Genomic DNA, 26,131 nt, shown 5'->3' on the forward strand with positions numbered 1-26,131 from the left:
TCAGACCTCCTGGGCGGTGGATTCGGCGGCGAGCAGGGCACGTTGCTCGCGCAGTTGGGGGGTGGGTTCGGCGAAGACGTGGTCGAACAATTCGAGCGGGTCGAGTTCGGCGTCGATGTTCATCCGGGTGCGCAGATCCGCCGCGAACGCCTCGGCGGCGGCCTGGTCGGCCGCGATGTCCTCGTCCGTGAGCAGGCCGCGCCCGCGCAGATGGGCCTCCAGCCGGATCAGCGGGTCGGCCGCCCGCCACGCCTCCACCTCGTCCGCGTCGCGGTAGCGCGTCGCGTCGTCGGCGTTGGTGTGCGCGTCCATGCGGTAGGTGTGCGCCTCGACCAGGAACGGGCCGTTGCCGGCCCGGGCGTGGGCGACCGCCTCGGACAACACCGCGAGCACCGCCACCAGGTCGTTGCCGTCGACCTGTTCGGACCGTACGCCGTACCCGACGCCCTTGTAGGCCAGCGCGGGTGCCGCGCTCTGCCGGGCGAGCGGCACCGAGATCGCGTACTTGTTGTTCTGTACGAAGAACACCACCGGCGCGCGGAAGACCGCCGCGAAGTTGAGCGCCTCGTGGAAGTCGCCCTCGCTGGTGCCGCCGTCGCCGACGAAGGCCATCGCCACCCGGTCCTCGCCCTTGCGTCGCATCGCCTCGGCCATGCCGGTGGCGTGCAGGACCTGGGTGGCCAGCGGGGTGCACTGCGGCGCGACCCGGGTGGCCACCGGGTCGTAGCCGCAGTGCCAGTCCCCGCGCAGCAGCGTCAACACCTCGACCGGGTCCAGACCCCGGGAGACCAGGGCCACCGAGTCGCGGTAGGTCGGGAAGAGCCAGTCGTCCTCGCGCAGCGCGAGCACGCCGGCGATCTGGCACGCGTCCTGGCCGCGGCTGGAGGGGTACACGGCGAGCCGGCCCTGCTTGGTGAGCGCGGTGGCCTGGGTGTCGAACCGCCGCCCGAGCACCATCCGGCGGTAGCCCTCGCGCAGTTGTGCGTCGTCCGGTGCGGTGTACCCGGCGGGCGCCGGCACGGCGGAACCGTCCTCGGCGACGAAGCGCACCGGGGTAAGCGAGGGAAGGAATCTCTGCATCGCCCGACGCAGGGCCGTCGCGGATATCGGAGACATCGAAGATGCTCGCTTTCGTTGGACGTTTGACAGGTGAATGGTCCAACCGAGCGAAGATCTGTTCAAGACCTTCCGTAATCGTGCGATAAACTGTCGAGATCAGACACTCCAGGGAGCCATATGTCCGAGGATGAAGTGTCGGAGGGCCCGGAGGCGGGACGTTTGGCCGCTGCGCCCGATGCCACCGACCGCGCGATCATCGCCGAACTGGTCGCGGACGGACGGATATCCGTACGCGCCCTCGCCGAGCGGGTGCACATCTCGCGCGCCAACGCCTACACCCGGATCGGCCGGATGGTCGAGGACGGCACGATCTCCGGGTTCACCGCTCGGGTGGACCCGCGACGGGTGGGTCTGGGCACCACCGCGTACGTCACCATCACCATCGAGCAGAACGCCTGGCGCGCGGTCGGCGAACGACTGCGCGAGATCCCCTACATCGAGCACCTGGCCCTGGTCGGCGGCGACTACGACGTGCTGGCCCTGGTGCGCACGCCGGACAACACCGCGCTGCGCGAGGTGGTGCTGGAGCAGATCCAGAGCATCCCCAACGTGCGCTCCACCCGCACCTGGCTGGTCTTCGAGGAGGTGCCGGGGCGCGGCGTCGTCTGGGAGGGGTGAGCGCGCGCCCCGGGAGGCGGCTTCGGGGTCAGTTCCGCGCGGGCGCGGCGCGCAGCCCGTCGAACAGCACCGCGGTCAGGGCGTCGGCCAGCGCGGACACGGTCAGGCCGCCGTCGGGGCGGTACCACTCGACCAGGGAATTGACCGTGCCGAACAGCAGCCGGCTGGTCAGGTGCGGGTCGACGTCGGCGCGCACGCCGCCCTCGGCCGCGGCGCGGGTCACCAGTTCGGCGACGCGGTGGTCGAATTCGCGCCGTTTGTCCAACGCGTGCCGCTCGACGGCGCTGTTCCCGCGCACTCGCAACAGCAGGGTGACGTACGGCAGTTCGGCGGCCAGTACCTCGACGCTGCGGTGCACCACGTGCTCCAGCCGGGCGGTGGCCGTCGCGTCGGGGTCGGGGAGCTCGTCCAGGACCGCGAACAGGGCGTCCAGGGCGCGTCCCAGGGCCAGGCCGAGCAGCTCCTCCTTGCCCGAGACGTGGTGGTAGATGCTGGACTTGCTCAGCCCCAGCCGCTTGGCCAACTCCTCCATGCCGGTGCCGTCGTAGCCGCGCTCGTTGAACGCGGCCACCGCCACCTGGAGGAGTGAATCGCGGTCGTAGCCGGGGCGGCCCACACGGCCGGCGTTTCTGTGCACGGGTGTACTACTCACTCGATCATTGTGTCAGGAACCGCAGGTCACGAATGCCGTGGATCCCCGGCGGGGCGCAGTTGCCGAGCGAGCGTTCCGGCCTGTCGGCGTCGACGCCGATTCCCACGTCGGCCCGGACGAACGGACGATCGCGCGCGGCCTCGCGCCCCGCCGCGTCGGTCATCGCGGTCTCTTCGCCGTCGTTCCCTCGCACGTTGTGCAGGGGACCGGGATTCCGCGGTCCGGCATCGCCTTGTTAACCGACCGAACATTCGGTAATGTGCGGCAGGCCAGGTAAGCCAGCATCACCGCTGCATGTCAAGAGGTGGATCGCATGCCCGACGTGAACTCCGAGCGCCCCGACTTCTTCGCGCGCCATCGCACGCTGCTGGAGCAGGCCGTGCAGGCCACCGCGGAGCGCGATCACTGGACGCCATACCCCGAGTCGCCGAGCACCAAGGTCTACGGCGAGCAGGCACCGGCCCTGGGCGAGGCGGCCTTCAACGAGCAACTCGGCCGCCCCTTCGGCCTGCCCGACCACCCGGGCGACGGCCGGGTGGTCGTGGGCGAGGTCTCGCCGTACGGCCGATCGCTGGGCATCTCCTATCCCCGCATCGACCCGGAGCAGGCCGTGGCCACCGCCAAGGCCGCCGCCGGCCCCTGGCGCGCCGCCGACCCGGACACCCGCGCGGGCGTCGCCGCCGAGATCCTGGCCCGACTGAACGCGGCCACCTTCGAGATCGCGCACGCCGTGCACCACACCACTGGGCAGCCGTTCGTGATGGCCTTCCAGGCCGGCGGCCCGCACGCCCAGGACCGGGGCCTGGAAGCGGTCGCCTACGCCTGGGCGGAGCAGAAGCGACACCCGGCCGCGGCCCGCTGGAGCAAGCCGCAGCGCAAGGGCGACCCGCTGGAGTTGGACAAGACGTTCACCCCGGTCGGTCGCGGCGTCTCGCTGCTGATCGCCTGCAACACCTTCCCGACCTGGAACGGCTACCCCGGTCTGTTCGCCAGCCTGGTCACCGGCAACCCGGTCGTGGTCAAGCCGCACGCCGGCGCGGTGTTGCCGCTGGCGATCACCGTGCGGATCGCCCGCGAGGTACTCGCCGAGGCGGGCTTCCCGCCGGACGTGGTGCTACTCGCCGCCGAGGCGCCCGAGGGCCGCAGCGCGGCCACCCTCGCCGTGCACCCGGACGTGCGTATCGTCGACTTCACCGGCTCGACCGCCTTCGGCGACTGGCTGGAGGCCAACGCCCGCCAGGCCACCGTCTACACGGAGAAGGCCGGCCTGAACACCGTCGTGCTGGACTCCACCGACGACTACCGGGGCCTGTTGGGCAACCTCGCCTTCTCGTTGTCGTTGTACAGCGGCCAGATGTGCACCACCCCGCAGAACCTGCTCATCCCGCGCGAGGGCTTCGCCACCGACCAGGGCACCCGTACCGCCGACGAGTTCGCCGCCGATCTCGGCGCCGCGCTGGACCGCCTGCTCGGCGACCCCGCCCGCGCCGTGCACACCCTCGGCGCGATCGTCAACGACGGGGTGCGGCACACCCTCGAACAGGCCGAAGCGCTCGACCACATCGCGCACCCCTCCGCCGTCGTCGCGCACCCCGATCACCCCGAGGCGATCGTGCGCACGCCGCTGGTGGCCCGGCTCGACGCGGACACCGACCAGGACACCTACACCCGCGAATGGTTCGGCCCCGTGTCGTTCGTGATCGGCACCGACTCCACCGAGCACGGCCTGCGGATCCTGCGCGAGACGGTGGGCAGCCGCGGCGCGCTGACCGCCGCCGTGCACTCGACCAGCGAGTTCGTACTCGCCGCGGCCCGCGAAGCCGCCCTGGACGCGGGCGTGCACCTGTCCGAGAACCTCACCGGCGGCGTGTTCGTCAACCAGTCCGCCGCGTTCAGCGACTTCCACGGCAGCGCCGCCAACCCGGCCGCCAGCGCCACCCTGTCCGACCCCGCGTTCGTCACCGCCCGCTTCGCCACCCTGCAATCCCGCCGACCCGCCGCCGCGAAGGAGTCGGTCGGTGCCTGAGCCCGTCTACCTCGTCGACGGCGCCCGCACGCCCCAGGGCCGCTACGGCGGCGCCCTGGCCGCGGTCCGCCCCGACGATCTGGCCGCCCTCGTGGTCGGGGAGGCGGTACGCCGGGCCGGGATCCCCGCGGAGGCCGTGGACGAGGTGATCCTCGGCGCCGCCAACCAGGCCGGCGAGGACAACCGGGACGTGGCCCGGATGGCCGTGCTCCTGGCCGGCCTTCCGCACACCGTGCCCGGCTACACGGTCAACCGGCTGTGCGCCTCGGGGCTGACCGCGATCGCCTCCGCCGCGCACACGATCCGGGCCGGCGAGGCCGACCTGGTCGTCGCCGGCGGGGTCGAGTCGATGACCCGCGCGCCGTGGGTGATGGACAAGCCCGGCACCCCGTGGGCCAAACCCGGCGCCATCCACGACACCTCGCTGGGCTGGCGCTTCACCAACCCCCGCTTCACCGCGGCCGATCGCGCGTTGCCCACCGACGCCGGCCGGACCACGCTGTCGATGGGCGAGACCGCCGAGGAGGTCGCCGCCCTCGACGGGATCACCCGGGACCGCTCCGACGCGTTCGCCCTGCGCAGCCACCAACGCGCCGTCGCCGCCCAGGACAAGGGCCGCTTCGACCGCGAGATCGTGCCCGTGCCGGTCGGCGACGCCCTGGTCACCCGCGACGAGGGCCCACGTCCCACCACCACGCTCGACAAGCTCGGCAAGCTGCGTACGAGCTTCCGGGCGGGCGGCATCGTCACCGCCGGCTCCGCGTCGCCGCTGTCCGACGGGGCCGCCGCGCTGGTCCTGGCGAGCGAGGCGGCCGTGCGGCGGTACGGCCTCACCCCTCGGGCACGGGTCGTCGGCGCCGCGTCGGCCGGCGTGCAGCCCCACCTGATGGGCCTGGGGCCGGTCCCCGCGACCGAGAAGGCGCTGGGCCGCGCGGGCTGGCGGAGCGCCGACCTGGGGGCCGTCGAACTCAACGAGGCGTTCGCCGCCCAGGCCCTGGCCGTGATCGGCCGACTGGGCCTGGACGAGGACATCGTCAACGCCGACGGCGGGGCCATCGCGCTGGGCCACCCGCTCGGCTGCTCCGGCGCCCGTATCGTGCTGACCCTGCTCGGACGCCTGGAACGCGAGGACGCCCGGCGCGGTCTGGCCACGCTGTGCGTGGGCGTCGGCCAGGGTGTCGCGATGCTCGTGGAGCGGGTATGAGCAACACCCGACCGACACCCGACCCAGCGCTCGACCCGGCGGGCGAACCCGCCCACGCCACAAGCTCGTTGCGGATCGAGGAGCACACGGACCGCGTCGTGGTCACCCTGCACCGCCCCCGCGAGCGCAACGCCATCGACGCCCGCATGATCACCGAACTGCACGCGGTGTGCGACCGGTTGGAGCGCGACCCCAAGCTGCTCCTGCTCACCGGCCACGGCGGGGTCTTCGCCGCCGGCGCGGACATCGCCGAACTGCTCGACCGGGGCCGGGACGAGGCCCTCCAGGGCATCAACAGCCGCCTGTTCGAACGGGTGCGCCGGTTGCCGATGCCCACCGTCGCCGCCGTCGACGGTTGGGCCCTGGGCGGCGGCGCCGAACTGGCCTACGCGTGCGACCTGCGCATCGCCGGCCCCGACGCGGTCTTCGGCAACCCCGAACCCGGCCTGGGCATCATCGCCGCCGCCGGCGCCTGTTGGCGTCTGCCGCAATTGGTCGGGGAGTCGATCGCCAAGCAGATCCTGCTCGCCGGCCACCGTCTCGACGCGCGGGCGGCGCTGGCCGCGGGACTGGTCATGGAGGTGGTACCGGCCGACGAACTGCTCGACCGGGCACATGCCCTGCTCGACCGCATGGCCCGTTCCTCGGCCGGGGCCCTGCGGCTGACCAAACTCGTCGTCGACGCCCCCGGCGCCCACCCGATCGCCGACGACCTGGCCCAGGCCGTGCTCTTCGAGAGCCGGGACAAGAAGGAGCGGATGACCCGCTTCCTGGACGCAAGGAGCCGTACATGAGCGCCACTTCCGCCGCACCGGCCCCGCCCGCGGTGGTCGGCGTCATCGGCGGTGGACGCATGGGCGCCGGCATCGCCCAGTCGTTCGCGGCGGCCGGCTCCGCGGTCACCATCGCCGAGAGCGACGCCCGGGCCGCCGCCGCGGCCCGCGAGCGGATCGCCGCCGGCCTGGCCCGTGCCGCCGAACACGGCACGGCCGGCGAACCCGCCGAGCGGGTGCTCGCGCGAGTGCACACGGTCGACACGATCGAGCAACTGCCCGCGCACGCCGACCTGATCGTGGAGGCCGTGCCCGAGGACGCCGCGCTCAAGGCCCGCCTGCTCGCCGCCGTCGAACGCACCGTCGGCGCCACGACCGTGCTGGCCACCAACACCAGTTCGTTGTCCGTCACCGACCTCGCCGCCGCGCTGACCCGGCCCGGCCGCTTCCTGGGCATGCACTTCTTCAACCCGGTGCCCGCCTCGGCGCTGGTCGAACTCGTCCGCGCCCCGGACACCGCCGACGACGTGCTCGCCCGCGCCCTGGACTGGACCCGCGCGCTCGGCAAGCAGGACGTCGTGGTCAACGACTCGCCCGGCTTCGCCAGCAGCCGACTGGGCCTGGCGCTGGGCCTGGAGGCGATCCGGATGGTCGAGGACGGCGTCGCCGCCCCCGAGGCCATCGACGACGCGATGCGGCTGGGCTACCGACACCCGATGGGTCCGCTGCGGTTGACCGACCTGGTCGGCCTGGACGTGCGCCTGGCCATCGCCGAACACTTGCACGCCACCCTCGGCGCGCGCTTCGCACCGCCCCGACTGCTGCGCGACAAGGTCGCCCGCGGCGAGCTGGGGCGCAAGACCGGACAGGGGTTCTACGTATGGCCGTGACCACGACCGACACCGCCGGACCGGGCTCCGCCGGGGACGGGGAACGCGTCGGATACCGCCTCGACGGTGACGTCGCCGTGCTCGAACTGCGGCGCCCCGCAGCCGGGAACGCCCTCGACGCGCCACTGCGCGCCGCGCTGCTCGCGGCCGTGCGCCGGGTGGGCGAGGACGGCGGGAAGGTCCGGGCGGTCCTGCTGGCCGCCCAGGGCCGGCACTTCTGCGTGGGCCAGGACCTCAAGGAGCACGCCCGCGCCCTGGAGCACGAGCCCGAGTCCGCCTTCGCGATCGTGCGCGAGCAGTACAACCCGCTGGTGGAGGCCCTGCACGCGGTGCGCCAACCGGTGGTCGTCGCGGTCGAGGGCGCCTGCGTCGGCGCCGGGCTCGGCCTGGCACTGTGCGCCGACCTGCGGGTCGCGGCCGAAAGCGCCCGTTTCTCCACCGCGTTCACCGGGATCGGCCTGGCCGCCGACACCGGGGTGAGCGGCGCGCTGGTCCGCGCCGTCGGCCCCTCGCGGGCGGCGGCCCTGATGCTCCTGGACGAACGTGTCGGGGCCGAGGACGCCCGCCGATGCGGCCTCGTGCACCGGGTGGTGCCGGACGGTGCGGCGACCACCGAGGGGCTGGCCCTCGCCCGACGCCTGGCCGCCGGCCCGACCGCCGCCTACGCCGAGGTCAAGGCGCTGCTTCGGCACACCGACGGCGCGAGCCCGGCCGACCTGCTCGAACGGGAGGCGGCGGCCCAGGAGCGGCTCGGCCGCACCGAGGACCACCGGGCGGCGGTGCGCGCCTTCCTGGCGGGCGACCGGCCCACCTTTGACGGACACTGACCCACTTGGGCCCGCTCGTGGGCCCCGACCCACCCGGGGCCCACGCGGGCCCGGCCTCGCCACACGATTGACCGAACGAACGGTCGGTAGGGAATTGTCGATGGTCACCCCACCCCCCACCACACCGCCTGCGGACGACGCGCCGCCGGATCTCGCCGACCACTTCGCGGCCACCCTCGCCAAGGACGACCGGATCGAACCCCGCGACTGGATGCCCGAGGGCTACCGCCGCACGCTGATCCGCCAGATCGCGCAGCACGCCCACTCCGAGATCATCGGCATGCAGCCCGAGGCCGAGTGGATCGCCCGCGCCCCGTCGTTGCGCCGCAAGGCGATCCTGCTCGCCAAGGTCCAGGACGAGGCCGGCCACGGGCTCTACCTGTACTCCGCGGCGGAAACCCTCGGCGCCGACCGCGCGGACCTGACCGCCCGGCTGATCGACGGCCGGCAGAAGTACTCCTCGATCTTCAACTACCCCACCCTGAACTACGCCGACGTCGGCGTCATCGGCTGGTTCGTGGACGGCGCGGCGATCTGCAACCAGGTGCCGCTGTGCCGCAGTTCGTACGGGCCCTACGCCCGGGCCATGGTGCGGGTGTGCAAGGAGGAATCCTTCCACCAGCGGCAGGGCTACGAGCAACTGTCCACGATGATGCGCGGCACGGACGCGCAACGCGCGATGGTGCAGGACGCCGTCGACCGCTGGTGGTGGCCCTCACTGATGATGTTCGGCCCGCCCGACGACAACTCGCCCAACTCGGCCCAGTCGATGGCCTGGAAGATCAAACGGCACAGCAACGACGAACTGCGCCAACGCTTCGTCGACATGACCGTGCCCCAGGCCCGCCACATCGGAGTGACCCTGCCCGATCCGGAGTTGACCTGGAACGCCGACCGCGGCCGACACGACTTCGGCACCCCCGACTGGGCCGAACTGCGGCGGGTGATCGGCGGCGACGGCCCCTGCAACGCACAACGGATCAGCCGTCGCAGGACGGCCCACGACGAAGGCAAGTGGGTACGCGAGGCAGCGAGCGCGTACGCGGCCAAGCAGACCACCCGGCAAGGAGCAGCCGCATGAACGACATCCGAACCGGCGCCGACTGGCCGCTCTACGAGGTGTTCGTGCGCGGCAAGCGCGGCCTCAACCACGTGCACGTCGGCTCCCTGCACGCCGCCGACGACCGGATGGCGCTGACCCACGCACGCGACCTGTACACCCGCCGCAACGAAGGCGTCAGCATCTGGGTGGTGCGCTCGCAACACATCACCGCGTCCACTCGGGACGAGAAGGACCCGTTCTTCGCGCCCAGTGCGGACAAGGTGTACCGCCACCCCACCTTCTACGACATCCCCGACGACGTCCCCCACATCTGAGGAGCAGGTCAATGCACGACGACCACCTCCCGCCCTCCCTCGCCGACGGGGACGGCGGCGACGCACGCTGGGCGTTCGGTACCGGCTTCGAGGACCCCCTGTACGGCGTCGACAGCACGTTGCCCGCGCACGTCGACGCCGCCGAACTCGCCGCGTGTTGCCTCGTCCTGGCCGACGACGCGCTGATCGGCGCCCAGCGGCTGGCCGAATGGACCACCCGCGCGCCCGAGCTCGAAGAGGAACTGGCCCTCGCCAACATCGCCCTGGACCTGCTCGGCCAGGCACGCCTGTTGTACGCGCGCTGCGGGCAGGTCGACGGCAGCGCACGCGACGAGGACGCCTACGCGTACTTCCGCGACGCGGCCGACTTCCGCAACGTACGACTGGCCGAACTCCCCAATGGCGACTTCGCGTTCACCATCGCCCGGCTGTTGCTGCTGTCCAGTTGGCGGCTCGCGCACTTCACCCGGCTCGCGAGCACGGCCGACCCGGTGCTCGCGGCCGTCGCCGCCAAGGGCGTCAAGGAACTGACCTACCACCGGCAGTACGCCGCCGAGTGGACCGTACGCCTCGGCGACGGCACCGAGGAATCGCGGCGCCGCATGCACGTCGCGCTCGGGCAAGTGGCCGCCTGGCTCCCCGAGTTGTACGAAGCGCACGACGCGCGCGAGGAGGTCGGGGCAGTGCTGGCCCAGGTGCTCGACGCCGTCGCGCTGACCCTGCCCGATGCCGCGCCGCCGCTCCCGGGGCACGGCAGAAACGGCGAGCACACCGAGCATCTGGCCCCACTCCTGGCCGAGTTGCAGGGGCTGGCCCGCGCACACCCGGGCGCGACCTGGTGACCGCGAACACCGCCGCGGACGTGCGCCGCGCCCGCCGGATCGCCGCCGAGGTACCCGACCCCGAACTGCCCGCGCTGACCCTGGCCGACCTCGGGGTGCTCCGCGACGTCGAGATCACCGCGGACGGCACGGTGGTCGCGGGCCTGACCCCGACCTACTCCGGCTGCCCGGCGATGGCCGAGATGCGCGCCGAGGTCGCCGCCCGCCTGCGCGCGGCGGGCTTCGCCCGGGTCGAGATCCGGACCGTGCTCGACCCGCCGTGGAGCACCGACCGGATCACCCCCGCCGGGCGCCGCAAGCTGACCCGCTACGGCATCGCCCCGCCGGGCGCCGCACCCCGGCCCGGCACCGGGTCGGTCCCGCTGGACCTGCTGCCGACCCGCCGCCGGGTGCCCTGTCCGCACTGCGGCTCGGCGGACACCGAGGAGACCTCCCGCTTCGCCGCCGCGTCCTGTCGGGCCCTGCGGCGTTGCCTCGCGTGCCGCGAGCCGTTCGAGCACATGAAGGAGATCTGATGCAGGACCCGACGACGACGATCTCCGCCGCGCCGCCGCCCTCCCGCCGCCGCCCGAGCTTCCACCACCTGCGCGTCGCCGAGGTGCACCGGCTGTGCCCCGATGCCGCCGCGGTCGCCTTCGAGGTGCCCGACGAACTGGCCGACACCTTCGCCTTCGTGCCCGGCCAATCGCTCACGCTGCGCCGCGAGATCGACGGGACGGACGAACGCCGCACCTACTCGATCTGCTCCGCCGCCGGCACCCGGCCGCGGATCGGCGTCCGGGTGGTGCCCGGGGGCCTGTTCTCCTCCTGGCTCGTCAACGACATCCGGCCCGGCGATCGCGTCGAGGTGATGGCGCCGACCGGCACCTTCACCGCCGACGTGTCCGCCCCCGCCCACCACGTGCTGATCGCCGCGGGCTCCGGCATCACCCCGATGGTGTCCATCGCCGAGTCGGTGCTCGCCGCCCACCACGACTCGCGGGTCACCCTGCTCTACGGCAACCGCCGCACCGACACGGTGATGTTCGCCGACGAACTGGCCGACCTCAAGGACCTGTACCCGGCCCGCTTCGAACTCGCGCACGTGCTTTCCCGCGAACCCCGCGAGGCCGAGCTGCTCTCGGGTCGCCTCGACCACGACCGGCTGCTCGCCCTGATCGACGGCCTGGTCGACGCCGAGCGGGCCGACCACTGGTGGTTGTGCGGCCCGCACGGCATGATCCGCGACGCGCGGCGCGCCCTGGCCGGCCTCGGCGTGCCCGACGACCGGGTGCACCAGGAGTTGTTCTTCGCCGACGACACACCGCCGCCGGCGGTCCGGCACGAGGACGCGCCGGTGGATGGACCCGTCAGCCGGGTGACCGTCGTGTTGGACGGCCGCTCCACCGTCGCCGACCTGCCTCGCGAGAGCACCGTCCTGGACGCGGCGGGCCGACTGCGCCCGGACATGCCCTTCGCCTGCAAGGGCGGCGTGTGCGGCACCTGCCGCGCCCTGGTCCGCGACGGTGACGCGGACATGCGCCGCAACTACGCCCTCGACCCGGCGGAGATCGAGGCGGGCTACGTCCTGACCTGCCAGACGTACCCCGCCTCGGACACCCTCACCGTCGACTTCGACTGCTGAGCCGCCGGTCCGCGCACCAGGACCCGCCGGTACCGCCCGAGCACCCGCCGGGGACCTCGAACTCCGCGATTCCGGCGCGGAGTCCGAGGTGCCGGCGGGCGCCCGGCGGTGCGTTACGGCGCCCGGCGGCGGGTGGCCGTGCGGGCCGGGGGGTGGGTCAGCAGGGGAGCACCAGGTCCACGGTGACCGGCCGCGCCGGCCACTGGTAGGACTCCACCGCGAAGCTGCCGTGCACCGTCGAACCGCACGGCACGGTGCCGCCGACGCCAAAGACGCTGATCGTCGAGTAGTGGAAGAGCGAGTCCTGGTTCACCGCGCCGAGCGAGACGCCGCCCACGTTGCCGGACAGCCGCAGGTTGAGCGACTGCGGCTGCCGGGGCGGACTGCCGGGCGACGGCGGACCGGCCAGCCCGACCTGGCCGAACAGGCGGACGTTGTCGCCGGTGACCTCGGCGCAGACCTTGGTCGACAGACCGGACTGGAGCCCGTAGGCGCCGCAGGTCACGGTGGGCGTCGGGGTGGGATCGGCGCTCGCGACCGGTGCGGCGGCGATGATGCCCAGGCCGGCTATGCCGATCACTGCCGCGGTTGTCATGAATTTCATGGGAAGCCTCCACTGTTCGGGGCACCCGAAATGATGCCCACTTGATGAGGTGTGACATTTCACATCTCACATGGCACATCATTGCATGACGATGGGTCGCGCGGCGGCCCCGAAGGGTGAACATCGGACGTGATTTGGGTTACATGGAGTTCCGCATGCATGACTTTCGGTCAGATCGGCACGCGGAACGCGGCCGGGCGCGCAACGAGTTCGGGCACGGACCGAGGTCAGGCGCGGGCCACCGACTGGGGGAAGGCGAACACCTGGTCCGGGTCGTAGCGTCGGGACACCGACTTCAGACGCGGCAGGTTCTCGCCGTAGTAGGCGGTGCCCCAGTCGGGCAGGTTCTCGTCGATGTAGTTGACGTACGCGCCCCCGGCGCCCAGGGCTGCCAGGTCGTCCCGGACTGCGTCGACCGCGGCGGTGGCGGCCTGCTTGCCGCCGGGTGTGGTGCTCGCGTAGATCTGCGCGGTGGCGAGCGCCGAGCGATGCGGGAAGGCCGTTGCGTCGGGGGCGAGTTGCGAGACGGCGCCGCCCATCGAGTCGAGCAGCAGGTCCATCCCGGTGCGGCCGACCATCAGTTGCACCACCCCCTGTGCGTCCAGCGGGGCGGTCAGCACCCGCGAGACCGCGACGAAGGCCGCTCGCGGCAACCGGCCGCCCTCGGACGTCGGATGGCACTGCGCGATGGTGTCGTTCGCGCAGCCGGCCATGTACTTCATCGTGTCCAGATAGCTCTTGCCCTGCACGCTGCGGGACGTCGGCTGGGTCCCGGCGGCGGCGATCAGTCGGTCCAGGAGCGGGTTCAGTTCGTCGGCGGTCCCCACGTGGCACCCGCCGACCCGGGCGGTCGGCGCCGCGCCGCCGGAGACCACGCAGTTCGACCACAGTTCGGGCGGCGCGTCCGCGACCCACCCCTGCCACGCGCCGATCACGGCGGCGGCCGCGGCGGCCGGGAAGCGCAGCGCGAACACGGTGAGCGCGGGGGCCGGTTCGGTGCTGAAGGTGAATTCGGTGACCACCCCGAAGTTGCCACCGCCTCCGCCGCGCAGTGCCCAGTACAGGTCCGGCTCGGAGCACTCGGAGGCGGTGAGCACCCGGGAGTCGGCGGTGACCACCTGCGCCGAGACCAGCCGGTCGCAGGTCAGTCCGTACTTGCGGGTCAACACCCCGATCCCGCCGCCCAGGGCGAGTCCGCCGATCCCCACCGTCGGGCAGGAGCCGGCCGGCATCAGTCGCCCGGCCTGCGCCAACGCCGCGTAGACCTCGATCAGCCGGGCCCCCGCGCCCACTCGCACCGTCCCGTCGGACCGCACCCGGACCCCGGCCATCGGCCGCAGGTCCAGCACCAGCCCGTCGTTCGGCACGCTGTAGCCGAGGTAGCTGTGCCCGCCGCTGCGCGCGGCGATCGGCACCCCGTGTCCGCGGGCCGCGTCCAGGCAGATCCGCACGTCCGCCGCCGAGTTGCAGCGGGCCACCGCCGCCGGCAGTTGATCGTCGTACAGCTCGTTGAAGCCGAGCCGGGCGACGTCGTAGCCCTGGTCCGCCGGCAGCAGCAGCCGCCCGTCGAGCCGCGCCTTCAGCGCCGACCAGTCCGGCGGCTCGGGGGCGGCGAACCCGCCCGTCCGACGCCCGCCGTACGCCGGGAACACCGGCGCCACACCCCGCGCGATGCCGCCGGCGGTCGCCCCCGTCACCGCCAACGCACCGCCGACTCCCAGAGCGGCCAGAAACGCCCGTCGATCGATCGTCATGTGCCCACTTCTCCCGGCGATTGATGCACGCCACGTGGCCGTCACATGACGCTGTGTCGCTGCCATCGTCACCCGGGGGTCGGCGCAAGTCGCGCCGGCTGCGTCCATCGGTGACGCAGGCGACATCCGTCCGTCTCTAGCAATTAACCGTGGCTATCTCCTAGGCTAGGTCCGTTGCTAACCGATGATGGGAGCTCAGGTGCGCACGTATCGGATCGCGGCGATCCCCGGCGACGGCATCGGTCGGGAGACCGTGTCGGCCGCTCGGCGGGTGCTCGACGTACTGTCCGCGACACACGGGTTCGAACTGGTGTGGACGGAGCACCCCTGGGGGTGCGCGTTCCATGCCGAGACCGGCGCGATGATGCCCGCCGACGGCATCGAACGACTGCGGGAGGCGGACGCGATCCTGCTCGGGGCGGTCGGCACTCCGGAGATCCCCGACCATGTGTCGCTGTGGGGGTTGCTGATCCCGATCAGGCGGGAGTTCGACCAGTTCGTCTCGCTGCGCCCGGTGCGTTCGCTGCCCGGGGTGCGTGGGCCGCTGCGGGACGAGCGACCGTTCGACCTGGTGGTGGTGCGGGAGAACACCGAGGGCGAGTACGGCGAGATCGGCGGCCGGTTGTATCGCGGCCGTCCGCACGAGCTGGCGGTGCAGGAGGCGGTGTTCACCCGACTCGGCGTCGAGCGCATCGCCCGCTACGCCTTCGGGCTGGCCCGTACCCGCTCGGGCCGGGTGGCCTCGGCGACCAAGTCGAACGGCATCGTGCACACCATGCCGTTCTGGGACGAGGTGGTGGCCGAGGTCGCCGCCGACTTCCCCGACGTCGAGTTGACCTCGTACCACGTGGACGCGCTGGCCGCGCTGCTCGTCCTGGACCCCACCCGCTTCGACGTGATCGTCGCCTCCAACCTCTTCGGCGACATCCTCAGCGACCTGACCGCCGCCCTGGCCGGCAGCATCGGGGTGGCGCCCTGCGGCAACATCGACCCGACCCGGAGCGGGCCCTCGATGTTCGAGCCGATCCACGGCTCGGCACCGGACATCGTCGGCACCGGATCGGCCGACCCGATCGGTCAGATCTGGTCCGCCGCCCTGATGTTGGAACATCTCGGCGAGAAGGAGGCGGCCGACCGGCTCGTCCGGGCGCTGGACCGGGTGGTCGCGGCCGGCTCGGTCACCCCCGACCTGGGCGGCACGTTGTCGACGGACCAGGTGTGCGACGCCTTCATCGAGGAGCTGCGCCGGCCGGGGACGGACGGATGAGCGCGCCGGCACCCGGCCTGCGGCGGGTCGAGGCGTCGCGCGACGGGGTGCGGATCAACGCGTTCGTCGGGGGCGAGGGCCCGCCGGTCCTGCTGCTGCACGGCTACCCGCAGACCTCGACCATGTGGCACCGGGTCGCCCCGGAACTGGTCGCGGCGGGTCACACCGTCGTGCTGGCGGACCTGCGCGGCTACGGCGACAGCGACAAACCCGGCGACACCGCCGGGCACGAGCCGTACGGCAAGCGGGTGATGGCGGCCGATCAGGTGTCGCTGATGGAGTCGCTCGGCTTCGCGCGCTTCGCGGTCGTCGGCCACGATCGGGGTGCGCGGGTCGCCCACCGGATGGCGCTGGACGCTCCCGAACGGGTGCTTTCGGTGGCGGTGCTGGACGTGGTGCCGACGCTGCACATGTTCGAGAACGTGGACCGGACGATGGCGTCGGACTACTTCCACTGGTTCTTCCTGTCGTTGCCCTCCGACCTGCCCGAGCGGCTGATCCTGGCGGACCCCCTGACCTGGATTCGCAGCCGGTTCGCCGGTCGGCATGCCGGCGGCTCGGCGATCGACGCGGCGGCGATGGCCGAGTACGAACGCTGCTTCGACGCGGGCACGGTGCGTGCCTCGTGCGCCGACTACCGGGCCGCGGCCGGCATCGACCTGGTGCACGACCGGCTGGATCGCGAGCAGGGCCGGCGGGTCGAGGTCCCGCTGCTCGCGCTGTGGGGGGCGCGGAGCTACGTGGGCCGCAACTTCGACGTGGCCCGGGTCTGGCGGACCTACGCGCGACGGGTGGACGCGGTCTCCGTGCACGCCGACCACTACCTGGCCGAGGAAGCCCCCGATGCGGTGGCGCACGCCCTGACGTCGTTCTGGCAACACATCCGCACCCCCGAACCGGGAGAGTCCCGTTGAGCACCGTCCCCGAGGTCGATACCGGCCGTTCGTTGTCCCGGCTGCGCCGACTCGTCGAGTTGGAGACGCCGTCCGGCCACGTACCGGGACTGGACCCGCTGTACGAATTGTTGGCCTCGTGGTCCGACGGCCTCCTGGGCGAGCCGGAACGCGTCGTCCGGGACGGGGTGCCCCACCTGTACGTGCACGAGCGGGTGCGCGACCCGGCCGTCGCCCCGGTGTTGTTGCTCGGGCACGCCGACACGGTCTGGCCGCTCGGCACGCTCGCCGAGCGCCCGTTCACCGCGGTGGACGGGCGGGTGACCGGCCCGGGAGTGTTCGACATGAAGGCGGGGCTGGTGACGGCGCTGGACGCGCTGGAGCTGATCGGCGGCGCCGACGACGTGCGGATGCTGGTCACCGGGGACGAGGAGCGGGGCTCGCTCACCTCGCGCGCGTTGATCGAGGAGGCCGCCGCGGGTTGCCGGGCGGTGCTGGTACTGGAGCCCAGCCAGGACGGGGCCGTCAAGACCGCCCGCAAGGGTGTGGCGATGTACCGGGTGGGTGTGCGCGGACGCGCGGCCCACGCCGGCCTGGAGCCCGAGCTGGGAGTCAACGCCCTGGTCGAACTGGCACACCAGGTGCTCGCGATCAGCGTGCTCGGTGACCCCGGTCGCGGCACGACGGTCACCCCCACCGTCGGCGGCGCCGGCACCACGACCAACACCGTGCCCGAGTCCGCCTACGTCGACGTCGACGTACGGGCCTGGGAACGCGCGGAGTTGCTGCGGGTGGAGGAGGCGCTGAGCGCGCTGTGCCCGCGGCTGCCGGGGGCCCGGGTCGAACCGGCGGGCGGCATCAATCGGCCGCCGTTGGAACACGGCATGTCCCGAGGGCTGCTGCTGGCCGCGCGGCGACTGGCCCGGGAAGGGGGGCTGACCGCGATCGAGGAGGCCCGGGTCGGCGGTGGCTCGGACGGCAATTTCACCGCCGCGCTGGGCATTCCCACCCTGGACGGGCTCGGCCCGGCGGGCGGCGGGGCGCATGCCCGGCACGAGTGGCTGGACGCGGGCTCCCTGCCGGAGCGGGCGAGGCTGGTGGCCGGGTTGCTCCGGGAGGGGGCCGCGGCTCCGTCGAGCCGGTGACGGAGCGGGTCACCTCTCCTTCGGCGTGGACTCCTGCCGGGTGGACCGCCGGTTCCGGGCCTGTTCGGCGCGGGCCTCGATGGCGTCGAGGAACAGGTCCACGGCGGTGTCGAAGACCTTCGGGTCGCCGATGTCCAGGAGTTGTCCGCTCATCGCGGCGATCCGCGGATACTGCTCGGCCGGCACCCTGCGGTACTCCAGTTGCCAGGCCAGCGTGTCGCCGTCCCGGGTCTCCGGGTCCAACGCGAGCATGCCCGCCTCCATGCTGGACAGCGAGCGGATGACGTTGCCGAACACCCTCAGGTACATCGCCGCGTCCGCCTCGTCCAGACCGGCCCGCAGCAGCGCGTCCAGGGCGAACTCCACGTTGGCGAACTCGGTCGGCCTGCGGGTGGTGCGCGCAGCCATCTGCACGGCGAACTGCGGGTAGCGCAGGTAGTGCTCGTGGATGTAGCGGGCCGACGTGCGCAGGTCCTCGCGCCAGGAGTCGGTGGGCTTGAGCAACCCACCGTAGGAGCGGGCCCGGAGGTCGTCGATCAGTTCGAGGACCAACTGGTCCTTGTCGCGAAAGTGCCGGTAGAGCGACGTCGGGTGGGCGTTCACCTCCTTGGCCAGGGACTGGAACGTGAAGGCGTCGAGCCCGTCCCGCGCGGCGACCCGCTCGGCGGCCTCCAGGATGACCTGGCGGCTGAGCGTGTCACGCGGGAGCCGACGGCGTCCGGGGCCCGTGCTCTTGGCCGGTACGTCGGAGGTGTCCTCGGCTTTCGGGGCGTTCATGCGGGTCCTTCCTGGGGAGTCGGCGCCGGTGGGCGCCGGTGTACCGAGCCTGCCGGAGGCATGGCCACATTTCAAGTCAATCTCATTGGCTAACTACTAGCCTATGTGTATTGCTAAGCCGTTCACGTCTCCTTACCCTTGATCACCGAGTCCCGGGACATCCCGTGCAGGGAAGGTCGAACATGATGATTCATTCACGAAACGACCGCAGGCCGCCATCCGGCCCCAAAAGGCGGCGAACCCCGGTCGGAAGTGCCCTGGCGGCGCTCGCCGTTCTCGTCGCCACCGGATGCACGTCGGGCGCACCGGCGCTGGCGCCGGGGACGAACTCGATCCGCGACGTCCCGGTCAAGCAGGGCGGGAGCCTGGTGATCGGCGCCGAGCAGGAGCCGGACTGCGCCGACTGGATCTCCACCTGCGCCGGCTCCATCTGGGGCACCTACCTGATGCAGGCCCAGACCATCCCGCAGGTCTTCAAGGTCGTGCAGCAGGGGAACACCTGGGTCCCGGTCGCGTCCGACCTGATGGCCGCCACCCCCACCACCTCGGTGGCGGACGGACGGCAGACGATCACCTACACACTCAACCCCGCCGCGGTCTGGTCCGACGGGCAGCCGATCACCTCGGCGGACCTGAAGTACACCGCGTTGCAGATCCGCGACGGCAAGGACGTGTTCACCCAGACCGGCTACGACCTGATCGACTCGGTCGCCACGCCGGACCCGCGGACCGCGGTGGTCACGCTGAAATCCCCGTACGCCAACTGGCGGCAGTTGTTCGGCGCCGACTACGGAGTGTTGCCGGCGCACCTGCTCGACGGCAAGGACCGCAACGCGCTGATGAAGAACGGCTACACCTTCAGCGGCGGGCCCTGGAAGATCGCCTCCTGGGTTCGGGGCACCTCGGTCACCCTGGTCCCCAACGAGCGCTACTGGGGTCCCAAACCCCACCTGGACAAGGTGACGTTCCAGTTCACCACCGACACCGCCGCCGAATTCCAGGCATTCGCCAGCGGCCAGCTCGACGCCCTGTATCCGACGCCGCAACTCGACGTGTTGTCCCAGATCAACTCGCTCGGCGGCAGCGCCAACATGCAGGTGGAGACCCGTACCGGAAATCTCCAGGCGCTGTGGATGAACAACTCGACCTTCCCGTTCGACTCCCCGGCGGTCCGGCAGGCGCTGGCCTACTCGATCGACCGCGGCGCGATCGTGCACAAGCTGTTCGGCTCGCTGGGCGTGGCCGCGCCCGCGCAGAGCTTCCTGTCCCCGCTGGTATCCGCCTTCGCGAGCGAGGACTTCGCCGGCTATCGGCGCGACCCGGCCAAGGTGCAACAGATCATGACCGCCGCCGGGTGGGCCAAGAACGGCGACGGCATCTGGGCCAAGGACGGCCGCGCCGCGCAGTTCACCATCGTCTCCCTCGCGGGCAACCAGAGCCGCGAACTCACCGAACAGATCCTGCAGTCGCAACTACGGCAGGCCGGATTCAAGATGACGATCAAGAACACCAGCGCCGCGAACCTGTTCGGCAAGGTCGCCCCGGCCGGGGACTTCCAACTGGGGTTGTGGACGCTGACCGACACCTTCCCCGAGCCCACCCTGGACGCCACCCTCGCCTCGACGTCGATCCCCGGTGCCGTCGAGGGCAGTTCGGGCATCAACTTCATCCGCGCGAAGATTCCCGGCCTGGACGAACTGCTCCGCCGGGTACGCACCGAGGTCGACGAGACGGCCCGGATCCAGGCATCGCGCCAGGCGGAGAAGCTGATCGCCGAATCCGTACCGTCCCTGCCGCTGGGCGCCGTCCCCAACATCCTGCTGACCGGCAAGGGCGTCGGCGGCCCGATCAGCATCAACCCCGTCCAGGGCCCGTTCTGGAACCTCGCCGAATGGGGACTGGCGAAATGACCCGCGGCCGACTCCTCGCCGAGGACTTCCCATGTTGAGATACACGCTGCGCCGACTGGCGTACTCGCTGCCCGTGATGGTGATCGCCTCCTTCATCCTGTTCTGGGCGGTCCGGGCCACCTTCGATCCGCTCGCCAAGCTGCGCCAGTCGACCGACCCCGGCGCGCTGCACCGACAGACGGAACTGCTCGGCCTGGACCGATCGGTGCCCGAGCAATACCTGCTGTGGATGAAGGCCTTCGTCACCGGCGACTGGGGCACCAGCACCAGGACCGGCGGCGCGGTGTTGCCGATGATCGGATCCGCGCTCGAAGTCACCCTGCAACTGATGTTCTGGGGCGTGCTGTTCGCCGCCGTGATCGCGCTCGGCATCGGGATCTACTCGGCGGCCCGGCAGTACTCCGCCGGAGACTACGTACTCACCGGGCTCTCCTATGTGGGCATCGCGATGCCCGCGTTCTGGCTCGGCCTGGTCCTGATCCAAGTGCTGGCGGTGTGGCCCAGGCAGCAGTTCGGCCTGAGCGAACCCCCGCTGTACTTCGTCGGATTGCACTCGGTCGGTCGAACCGGGATCAACCTCGACTACTTCCGGCACCTCGCGCTTCCCGTCGTCACGCTGACCGTCGGCCTGGTCGCCAGTTGGTCCCGGTTCAGCCGGACCGCGATGCTCGACGCCCTCGCCAGTGACTACGTGCGCACCGCCCGGGCCAAGGGCGTGCCACGCCGGCGGATCCTGTTCCGGCACGCCCTGCGCAACGCGCTCGCCCCCTTCGTGACCGTCGTGGCACTGGACGCCGCCGCCCTGGTCGGCGGCCTGGTCGTCACCGAACAGATCTACGCGATCCCCGGCATGGGCCGGCTCTTCCTGAGCTCGATCCTGGCCGGCGACGTGTTCGTGCTGATCCCGTGGATGCTCGTGGTGGCCGTCGCGGTGATCGTCTTCAACCTGCTGGCGGACGTGACCTACGCGCTCCTGGACCCGAGGGTGGCCCTGCGATGACCGACTCCGCCGCGGCCCGGATCGTCGACTCCGCGCCACCCACCGCCCCGTCGCCCGCACCGGCCCGGGACAAGCCCCGGCACCGGATCGTGCTGGAGCGATTCCTGCGCCACCGGCCGGCCGTCGTGGGCCTGTTGATCCTGACCGCGTTGGCGATCTCCTGCTTCGGCGCGTCCTGGATCGCCCCCTTCCCGCACAACCGGCAGGACCTCCTGCTGGGCGCCCAACAGCCCTCCTCGGCCCACTGGTTGGGCACCGACTCGCTCGGCCGCGACTACCTCAGCGAACTGCTGTTCGCCGGTCGGGTCTCGTTGGCGATCGGCATCTGCGTCGCCCTGTTGTCCACCGTCGTCGGCACGGCCGTCGGCGCGATCGCCGGCTTCGTCGGCGGCTGGGCGGACGAGGTGATCATGCGGGTGACCGACCTGTTCCTGATCGTGCCCGCGATCGCCGTCCTGGCCGTGGCGCTGGAGTCGCTGGGCCCCTCACCGGTGACCATCGTGCTGGTGCTGGCCGCGCTGGGCTGGACGATGATCGCCCGAGTGGTGCGCGCCCAGGTGCTCACCCTGCGCAACAAGGAGTTCATCCAGGCCGCCCGGGTCATCGGTGCCTCGAACCCGCGCATCGTCGTGCGACACCTGCTGCCCAACCTGACCGGCGTCATCGCCGTCAACGTCTCGCTGGCGGTCGCCTCCGCGATCATCCTCGAATCCACCACCAGCTTCCTGGGGTTCGGCATCCAACCGCCCCAGTCGAGCTGGGGCAACATGCTCAGCCAGGCCGCCGGACTGATCGGCACCTCGCAGGCCTACCTGCTCTACGTACCGGGCCTGGCGATCCTGATCACCGTGCTGGCCGTCAACTTCGTCGGCGACGGCCTGCGCGACGCCTTCGACCCGCAAGGAAGGCAATGATGAGCACCGACGCGTCCCCCGTGTTGTCCGTACGCGACCTCACCGTCACCTACCGGACCGACTCCGGGCCGGTGACCGCCGTCGAACGCCTGTCCTTCGACGTGGCCCCCGGCGAGACCCTGGGCATCGTCGGCGAGTCCGGCTCCGGCAAGAGCGCCGCCACCATGGCGATCATGGGCCTGCTCCCGCGCAACGCGACCGCCCGGGGATCGGTGCTCTTCGGCGGACGGGAACTGCTCGACCTCTCCGACCGGGAACTGCGGGCGGTCCGCGGCAACCGGATCGCGGTGGTCTTCCAGGACGCGCTCGCCGCGCTCAACCCGATGATGACCATCGGCGGGCAGGTGGCCGAGGCGGTCTCGGTGCACGACGCGAGCCAGGGACGCCGGGCCCTGCGCGAGCGCACCGTCGACCTGCTGGACCTGGTCGGCATCGCCTCCCCGCGCGACCGCGTCGACCAGTACCCGCACGAACTCTCCGGCGGCATGCGCCAGCGCGTGATGATCGCGATGGGCATCGCCAACGACCCCGCGCTGCTGATCGCCGACGAGCCGACCACCGCGCTGGACGTGACCGTACAGGCGCAGGTCCTGGACGTGATCGAACGGGTGCAGGACCGCACCGACACCGCGGTCCTGCTGATCACCCACGACCTGGGCGTGGTGGCCGGCATCGCCGACCGGGTGATGGTCATGTACTGCGGACGCAAGCTGGAGGAAAGCCCGGTCGACGCGCTGTTCCACCACCCCGCCCACCCGTACACGACCGGGCTCCTGGGCGCGCTGCCGCGCATCGATCGGCGCGCCGCCCGCCTGGTGCAGATCCCCGGCCAGCCCCCGCTGCCCACCGAACGCCCCACCGGATGCCCGTTCCAGCCCCGCTGCGCGCACGCGGTCCCGGCGGTCTGCGGCGAAGTCGATCCGGCACCCCTGGCCGTCGACACCACGCACACCACGGCGTGCGTGCGGTTCCACGAGATTGAGAGCGTGACGCGATGAGCACGACCGCGGTGGACGTCACCGGGCTGGTGGCCGAATACCGGACCGGACGCGGCCGCAAGTCCGCCGTCGTACAGGCCGTCTCCGGCGTGGACTTCGCCATCGCCCGCGGCCGAACCCTGGGCCTGGTCGGCGAGACCGGCTGCGGCAAGAGCACCCTCGGCCGCTGCCTGGTCCGCCTGGTCACCCCGGCCGGCGGCCGGGTCCTGCTCGACGGCACCGACATCGCCACCGCGAACCGACGGACCCTGGCGGACCTGCGCCGCCGGGTGCAACTCGTCTTCCAGGACCCCTACTCCTCGCTCAACCCGCAGATGAGCGTGCAGGCCATCCTCGCCGAGCCACTGCGCATCCACGGCCTGCACCCCAAACGCGAACGCGAGCGGGTGCACGAACTGCTGGGCCTGGTCGGCCTGGACCCCGCGCACGCGCACCGCTTCCCACACCAGTTCTCCGGCGGACAACGACAGCGGATCGGGATCGCCCGGGCGCTGGCCGTGGAACCGGAGGTGCTGGTCCTGGACGAACCGGTGAGCGCACTGGACGTCAGTGTGCAGGCCGGCGTGGTCAACCTGCTGGAGGACCTCCAGGAACGGCTCGGACTGACCTACCTGTTCATCGCACACGACCTGTCCGTGGTCCGCCAGATCAGCGACGAGGTGGCCGTGATGTACCTCGGCCGGATCGTCGAACACGCGCCGGTGGACTCGCTGTTCGAGTCGGCGCGACACCCCTACACGCAGGCGCTGCTGTCCGCCGTGCCCATTCCCGACCCGCGCATCCAGCGCACCCGCAAGCGGATCGTGCTGGAGGGCGACATACCCAGCCCGCTGGCACCGCCCTCCGGCTGCCGATTCCGCACCCGCTGCTGGAAGGCACAAAGCGTGTGCGCGGAGGAGACCCCGCCCCTCGTCGAGACGGGCGACGGACACCTGACCGCCTGTCACTTCGCCGAAGTCCTGCCGCGACCGGACACCGCCAACACCCCCGAGAGGATCGCCCCATGACCGCCTCCTGGCACCCCTACTTCAGCACCGATCGCATCCTGTCCATGCGCCGCGGCCGCGGAGAGCGCGATCTGTGCCTGGTGGTCCGGGACACCGAGCACGGCCAGACCCTCGGTCGCCGGGACATGGTGCGGGGCATCGACCTGCCGCTGCCGGGCGACGTCGGCGACCCGGGGGAGGCGGTGCTCAGCGCGGACGGCGAGTGGGTGCTGAGCCTGCACGACGACAACGGTTCGGAGGTCGGACACGTGTGGGCCACCGCCGTGGACGGCGGCGACCGCCGCGACCTGACCCCCACCCTGCACCCCTACACGCTCCGGGGCATCGACACCGCCCGACAGGGCGACGCCGTGGTGATCACCGCCGCCGCCCCCGACGGGTTCGGTCTCTGGCACGTGCACAACTCCCGGACGCCCGCGCCCAGGCTGCTCTTCACCTCGCCGCACGAGGCGTGGAACGGACTGATCTCCGCCGACGGGCGCCTGGCCAGCGTGGACACCACCGACCACAACCCCGGAGTACGCCGCTTCGCGGTCACCGTGGTCGCCACCGACAGCGGGAAGGTGCTGGGCAGCCTCACCGACGGGCCGGCGGAGCCCGTGCGGGCGGTGCGGTTCTCCCCGGTCGTCGGCGACGGCCGGCTGCTGGTGTCCACCGAGCGCACCGGCTTCGCCCGCCCGTGCGTCTGGGACCCCGCCGACGGCAGCCGGATCGACGTGGACGCCCCGCACCTGAACGGCGACCTGGTGGCGCTGGACTGGTCCGACGACGGCGCCCGGATCCTGCTGGTCCTGGTCGACGAGGGCCTGCACCACGTACTGGAGTTCGACCTGCACAGCCGGGCGCTCACGGTGGTCGGGCATCCGGCCGGGGCCTACTTCGAGCCCGATGTGGCCTCGGCCCAACTCCACCAGTGGGCCTCGCACTACGCCGCCGACGGGCGCGTCCGGCTGCTCCGGCAGCGCTTCGACCAGCCGCTGAGCGTGCTGCACGTCGAACGCTCGACCGGGGAGATCGTCCCGGCCGATCCGCCGACCCCGCCGGTATCGGGCGTCGGCGCCGACTCGCACACCGTGCACTCCGCCGACGGCACCGCCCTGCAACTGTGGGTGTGCCGACCCCCGGACGCGCAAGGGCCGCGGCCGCTGGTGCTGAACCTGCACGGCGGCCCGAACCTGGTGTCCGTCGACGCGTACAACCCGCAGGCCCAGGCGTGGGCCGCCTCGGGGGTGGCGTACGCGTCCTTGAACTACCGGGGTTCGGTCACCTTCGGTCGGCGGTTCCGCGAAGGGTTCCTGGGCTCGATCGGAGACCGGGAACTGGAGGACATCGAGGCGGCGGTGCAGCGGTTGATCGCCGACGGGGTGGCCGAGGCGGGCAGCATCTTCGTCACCGGCGCGTCCTACGGCGGCTTCCTGTCCCTGTTGTCCGTCGGACGATTGCCCGAACTCTTCGCCGGGGCGCTGGCGTTCGTGCCGATGGCGGACTGGGTGACCGCCTACGGCGACATGAATCCGGCGCTGCGCGCGGCGTGGAAGGCGTTCTTCGGAGCGGGCCCCGACCTCGACCCGGACCGCTACCGGCGCTCCTCGCCGATCACGTATGTCGATGCGGTCCGCGCACCCGTGTGGATCTCGCAGGCCACCCACGACACCCGCACGCCGCCCAAGCAGGCGTACGCCTACGCGCAGGCGCTGCAGGACGCGGGCGGGGACGTGTGCCTGGACTGGTTCAGCGGGGGCCACGAGACCAGCAGCCGCGAACTGGAGATCCACGACCAGCAGCGGATGATGGACCTGGTCGAGGCCGCGCTGCGCGGTGAGTCCTGGTCCCGGGGGCCGGTCGAACCGCCGGCCGGGCCAAGCCCCGCATGACCCGGGACCCGTTCGTCCCGCAACCGCGCGACCCGG

The 26,131-nt window shown here is 72.0% G+C and carries 26 protein-coding genes; 20 read left to right on the forward strand and 6 right to left on the reverse strand.

What is annotated here, in order from left to right:
* Nucleotides 1-1,107: a pyruvate dehydrogenase (acetyl-transferring) E1 component subunit alpha gene (gene pdhA, locus ABZ374_RS05845; protein ID WP_360307172.1), complete on the reverse strand. Its 1,107-nt coding sequence runs from the start codon at nt 1,105-1,107 to the stop codon at nt 1-3.
* A 129-nt stretch (nt 1,108-1,236) separates the two neighbouring features.
* Between pdhA and ABZ374_RS05850 the strand changes: the two genes are divergently transcribed.
* Complete coding sequence (locus tag ABZ374_RS05850) at nt 1,237-1,737, forward strand: Lrp/AsnC family transcriptional regulator (RefSeq protein WP_360306654.1); 501 nt, start codon at nt 1,237-1,239, stop codon at nt 1,735-1,737.
* Nucleotides 1,738-1,765: 28 nt separating this feature from the next.
* Here the strand turns inward: ABZ374_RS05850 and ABZ374_RS05855 are convergent, their stop codons facing one another.
* Nucleotides 1,766-2,389: a TetR/AcrR family transcriptional regulator gene (locus ABZ374_RS05855; protein ID WP_360306657.1), complete on the reverse strand. Its 624-nt coding sequence runs from the start codon at nt 2,387-2,389 to the stop codon at nt 1,766-1,768.
* A gap of 4 nt (nt 2,390-2,393) precedes the next feature.
* Nucleotides 2,394-2,552, reverse strand: coding sequence for a hypothetical protein (locus tag ABZ374_RS05860; RefSeq protein WP_360306660.1), 159 nt, complete (start codon nt 2,550-2,552; stop codon nt 2,394-2,396).
* 150 nt (nt 2,553-2,702) lie between these two features.
* On the opposite strand from ABZ374_RS05860, the gene paaN reads away from it, so the two are divergent.
* The 10 genes from paaN to paaE all read left to right on the forward strand — a co-directional run bounded on the left by paaN (nt 2,703) and on the right by paaE (nt 11,952).
* Nucleotides 2,703-4,415, forward strand: a complete 1,713-nt coding sequence (paaN, locus tag ABZ374_RS05865) for a phenylacetic acid degradation protein PaaN (protein ID WP_360306663.1) — start codon at nt 2,703-2,705, stop codon at nt 4,413-4,415.
* Entirely contained in the window at nt 4,408-5,619 is a 1,212-nt protein-coding gene (locus ABZ374_RS05870) for a thiolase family protein (protein ID WP_360306666.1), read from the forward strand. The genes paaN and ABZ374_RS05870 overlap by 8 nt, the downstream gene beginning before the upstream one ends.
* On the forward strand, nt 5,616-6,413 hold the full coding sequence (locus ABZ374_RS05875) for an enoyl-CoA hydratase/isomerase family protein (RefSeq protein WP_360306669.1): 798 nt from the start codon (nt 5,616-5,618) through the stop codon (nt 6,411-6,413). The genes ABZ374_RS05870 and ABZ374_RS05875 overlap by 4 nt, the downstream gene beginning before the upstream one ends.
* On the forward strand, nt 6,410-7,282 hold the full coding sequence (locus tag ABZ374_RS05880; protein WP_360306672.1) for a 3-hydroxyacyl-CoA dehydrogenase family protein: 873 nt from the start codon (nt 6,410-6,412) through the stop codon (nt 7,280-7,282). The genes ABZ374_RS05875 and ABZ374_RS05880 overlap by 4 nt, the downstream gene beginning before the upstream one ends.
* Nucleotides 7,273-8,109: an enoyl-CoA hydratase-related protein gene (locus ABZ374_RS05885; RefSeq protein WP_360306675.1), complete on the forward strand. Its 837-nt coding sequence runs from the start codon at nt 7,273-7,275 to the stop codon at nt 8,107-8,109. The genes ABZ374_RS05880 and ABZ374_RS05885 overlap by 10 nt, the downstream gene beginning before the upstream one ends.
* Before the next feature lie 100 nt (nt 8,110-8,209).
* Nucleotides 8,210-9,190 carry a 1,2-phenylacetyl-CoA epoxidase subunit PaaA gene (paaA, locus tag ABZ374_RS05890; protein ID WP_360306678.1) on the forward strand — a complete coding sequence of 327 codons (981 nt, stop codon included), beginning with the start codon at nt 8,210-8,212 and terminating at the stop codon, nt 9,188-9,190.
* The gene (gene paaB, locus ABZ374_RS05895) at nt 9,187-9,486 is read left to right on the forward strand and encodes a 1,2-phenylacetyl-CoA epoxidase subunit PaaB (RefSeq protein ID WP_360306681.1); all 300 of its coding nucleotides are present in this window, start codon (nt 9,187-9,189) and stop codon (nt 9,484-9,486) included. The genes paaA and paaB overlap by 4 nt, the downstream gene beginning before the upstream one ends.
* An 11-nt stretch (nt 9,487-9,497) precedes the next feature.
* Entirely contained in the window at nt 9,498-10,328 is an 831-nt protein-coding gene (gene paaC / locus ABZ374_RS05900) for a 1,2-phenylacetyl-CoA epoxidase subunit PaaC (protein ID WP_360306684.1), read from the forward strand.
* Entirely contained in the window at nt 10,322-10,843 is a 522-nt protein-coding gene (gene paaD / locus ABZ374_RS05905; RefSeq protein ID WP_360307175.1) for a 1,2-phenylacetyl-CoA epoxidase subunit PaaD, read from the forward strand. The genes paaC and paaD overlap by 7 nt, the downstream gene beginning before the upstream one ends.
* Complete coding sequence (paaE, locus tag ABZ374_RS05910; RefSeq protein WP_360306687.1) at nt 10,843-11,952, forward strand: 1,2-phenylacetyl-CoA epoxidase subunit PaaE; 1,110 nt, start codon at nt 10,843-10,845, stop codon at nt 11,950-11,952. The genes paaD and paaE overlap by 1 nt, the downstream gene beginning before the upstream one ends.
* A 157-nt stretch (nt 11,953-12,109) precedes the next feature.
* Here paaE and ABZ374_RS05915 read toward each other — a convergent pair whose 3' ends face one another.
* On the reverse strand, nt 12,110-12,547 hold the full coding sequence (locus ABZ374_RS05915) for a hypothetical protein (protein ID WP_360306690.1): 438 nt from the start codon (nt 12,545-12,547) through the stop codon (nt 12,110-12,112).
* 236 nt (nt 12,548-12,783) lie between these two features.
* Complete coding sequence (locus ABZ374_RS05920) at nt 12,784-14,310, reverse strand: FAD-binding oxidoreductase (RefSeq protein WP_360306693.1); 1,527 nt, start codon at nt 14,308-14,310, stop codon at nt 12,784-12,786.
* 199 nt (nt 14,311-14,509) lie between these two features.
* Here ABZ374_RS05920 and ABZ374_RS05925 point away from each other — a divergent pair, with 199 nt between their 5' ends.
* From ABZ374_RS05925 to ABZ374_RS05935, 3 genes are read left to right on the forward strand one after another with little or no spacing between them, the layout of a single operon-like run.
* Nucleotides 14,510-15,577 (forward strand): tartrate dehydrogenase, encoded by a 1,068-nt coding sequence (locus ABZ374_RS05925; protein WP_360306696.1) that lies wholly within the window; start codon nt 14,510-14,512, stop codon nt 15,575-15,577.
* On the forward strand, nt 15,574-16,491 hold the full coding sequence (locus tag ABZ374_RS05930) for an alpha/beta hydrolase (RefSeq protein ID WP_360306699.1): 918 nt from the start codon (nt 15,574-15,576) through the stop codon (nt 16,489-16,491). Before ABZ374_RS05925 ends, ABZ374_RS05930 begins: the two co-directional genes overlap by 4 nt.
* The gene (locus tag ABZ374_RS05935) at nt 16,488-17,615 is read left to right on the forward strand and encodes a M20 family metallopeptidase (RefSeq protein ID WP_360306702.1); all 1,128 of its coding nucleotides are present in this window, start codon (nt 16,488-16,490) and stop codon (nt 17,613-17,615) included. Before ABZ374_RS05930 ends, ABZ374_RS05935 begins: the two co-directional genes overlap by 4 nt.
* Nucleotides 17,616-17,624: 9 nt before the next feature.
* On the opposite strand, the gene ABZ374_RS05940 is transcribed toward ABZ374_RS05935, so the two are convergent.
* Nucleotides 17,625-18,392, reverse strand: a complete 768-nt coding sequence (locus ABZ374_RS05940; protein ID WP_360306705.1) for a TetR/AcrR family transcriptional regulator — start codon at nt 18,390-18,392, stop codon at nt 17,625-17,627.
* A gap of 182 nt (nt 18,393-18,574) precedes the next feature.
* Between ABZ374_RS05940 and ABZ374_RS05945 the strand changes: the two genes are divergently transcribed.
* The 6 genes from ABZ374_RS05945 to ABZ374_RS05970 are packed head-to-tail and all read left to right on the forward strand — an operon-like array spanning nt 18,575 to nt 26,095.
* Nucleotides 18,575-20,302, forward strand: coding sequence for a peptide ABC transporter substrate-binding protein (locus ABZ374_RS05945; RefSeq protein WP_360306708.1), 1,728 nt, complete (start codon nt 18,575-18,577; stop codon nt 20,300-20,302).
* A 31-nt stretch (nt 20,303-20,333) separates the two neighbouring features.
* A complete protein-coding gene (locus tag ABZ374_RS05950; protein ID WP_360306711.1) occupies nt 20,334-21,302 on the forward strand; it encodes an ABC transporter permease in 969 nt (322 codons plus the stop codon).
* Nucleotides 21,299-22,216 (forward strand): ABC transporter permease, encoded by a 918-nt coding sequence (locus ABZ374_RS05955; protein WP_360306714.1) that lies wholly within the window; start codon nt 21,299-21,301, stop codon nt 22,214-22,216. Before ABZ374_RS05950 ends, ABZ374_RS05955 begins: the two co-directional genes overlap by 4 nt.
* Nucleotides 22,216-23,214 (forward strand): ABC transporter ATP-binding protein, encoded by a 999-nt coding sequence (locus ABZ374_RS05960; protein ID WP_360306717.1) that lies wholly within the window; start codon nt 22,216-22,218, stop codon nt 23,212-23,214. The genes ABZ374_RS05955 and ABZ374_RS05960 overlap by 1 nt, the downstream gene beginning before the upstream one ends.
* Nucleotides 23,211-24,221 (forward strand): oligopeptide/dipeptide ABC transporter ATP-binding protein, encoded by a 1,011-nt coding sequence (locus tag ABZ374_RS05965; RefSeq protein WP_360306720.1) that lies wholly within the window; start codon nt 23,211-23,213, stop codon nt 24,219-24,221. Before ABZ374_RS05960 ends, ABZ374_RS05965 begins: the two co-directional genes overlap by 4 nt.
* Nucleotides 24,218-26,095: a prolyl oligopeptidase family serine peptidase gene (locus ABZ374_RS05970; protein ID WP_360306723.1), complete on the forward strand. Its 1,878-nt coding sequence runs from the start codon at nt 24,218-24,220 to the stop codon at nt 26,093-26,095. The genes ABZ374_RS05965 and ABZ374_RS05970 overlap by 4 nt, the downstream gene beginning before the upstream one ends.
* Nucleotides 26,096-26,131 lie beyond the last annotated feature (36 nt).

The sequence above is a fragment of the Embleya sp. NPDC005971 genome, assembly GCF_040629175.1.
Lineage (GTDB): Bacteria > Actinomycetota > Actinomycetes > Streptomycetales > Streptomycetaceae > Embleya.

What these genes read in the sequence shown, in the direction of transcription:
- ABZ374_RS05930 (WP_360306699.1), top strand. Translation starts at nt 15,574, where the DNA reads ATGAGCGCGCCGGCACCCGGCCTGCGGCGGGTCGAGGCGTCGCGCGAC.
- paaB (WP_360306681.1), top strand. Translation starts at nt 9,187, where the DNA reads ATGAACGACATCCGAACCGGCGCCGACTGGCCGCTCTACGAGGTGTTC.
- ABZ374_RS05955 (WP_360306714.1), top strand. Translation starts at nt 21,299, where the DNA reads ATGACCGACTCCGCCGCGGCCCGGATCGTCGACTCCGCGCCACCCACC.
- ABZ374_RS05965 (WP_360306720.1), top strand. Translation starts at nt 23,211, where the DNA reads ATGAGCACGACCGCGGTGGACGTCACCGGGCTGGTGGCCGAATACCGG.
- ABZ374_RS05915 (WP_360306690.1), bottom strand. Translation starts at nt 12,547, where the DNA reads ATGACAACCGCGGCAGTGATCGGCATAGCCGGCCTGGGCATCATCGCC.
- paaC (WP_360306684.1), top strand. Translation starts at nt 9,498, where the DNA reads ATGCACGACGACCACCTCCCGCCCTCCCTCGCCGACGGGGACGGCGGC.
- paaE (WP_360306687.1), top strand. Translation starts at nt 10,843, where the DNA reads ATGCAGGACCCGACGACGACGATCTCCGCCGCGCCGCCGCCCTCCCGC.
- ABZ374_RS05850 (WP_360306654.1), top strand. Translation starts at nt 1,237, where the DNA reads ATGTCCGAGGATGAAGTGTCGGAGGGCCCGGAGGCGGGACGTTTGGCC.
- ABZ374_RS05960 (WP_360306717.1), top strand. Translation starts at nt 22,216, where the DNA reads ATGAGCACCGACGCGTCCCCCGTGTTGTCCGTACGCGACCTCACCGTC.
- ABZ374_RS05945 (WP_360306708.1), top strand. Translation starts at nt 18,575, where the DNA reads ATGATGATTCATTCACGAAACGACCGCAGGCCGCCATCCGGCCCCAAA.
- paaN (WP_360306663.1), top strand. Translation starts at nt 2,703, where the DNA reads ATGCCCGACGTGAACTCCGAGCGCCCCGACTTCTTCGCGCGCCATCGC.
- ABZ374_RS05860 (WP_360306660.1), bottom strand. Translation starts at nt 2,552, where the DNA reads ATGACCGACGCGGCGGGGCGCGAGGCCGCGCGCGATCGTCCGTTCGTC.
- ABZ374_RS05885 (WP_360306675.1), top strand. Translation starts at nt 7,273, where the DNA reads ATGGCCGTGACCACGACCGACACCGCCGGACCGGGCTCCGCCGGGGAC.
- paaA (WP_360306678.1), top strand. Translation starts at nt 8,210, where the DNA reads ATGGTCACCCCACCCCCCACCACACCGCCTGCGGACGACGCGCCGCCG.
- ABZ374_RS05880 (WP_360306672.1), top strand. Translation starts at nt 6,410, where the DNA reads ATGAGCGCCACTTCCGCCGCACCGGCCCCGCCCGCGGTGGTCGGCGTC.
- ABZ374_RS05920 (WP_360306693.1), bottom strand. Translation starts at nt 14,310, where the DNA reads ATGACGATCGATCGACGGGCGTTTCTGGCCGCTCTGGGAGTCGGCGGT.
- ABZ374_RS05875 (WP_360306669.1), top strand. Translation starts at nt 5,616, where the DNA reads ATGAGCAACACCCGACCGACACCCGACCCAGCGCTCGACCCGGCGGGC.
- ABZ374_RS05950 (WP_360306711.1), top strand. Translation starts at nt 20,334, where the DNA reads ATGTTGAGATACACGCTGCGCCGACTGGCGTACTCGCTGCCCGTGATG.
- ABZ374_RS05940 (WP_360306705.1), bottom strand. Translation starts at nt 18,392, where the DNA reads ATGAACGCCCCGAAAGCCGAGGACACCTCCGACGTACCGGCCAAGAGC.
- ABZ374_RS05970 (WP_360306723.1), top strand. Translation starts at nt 24,218, where the DNA reads ATGACCGCCTCCTGGCACCCCTACTTCAGCACCGATCGCATCCTGTCC.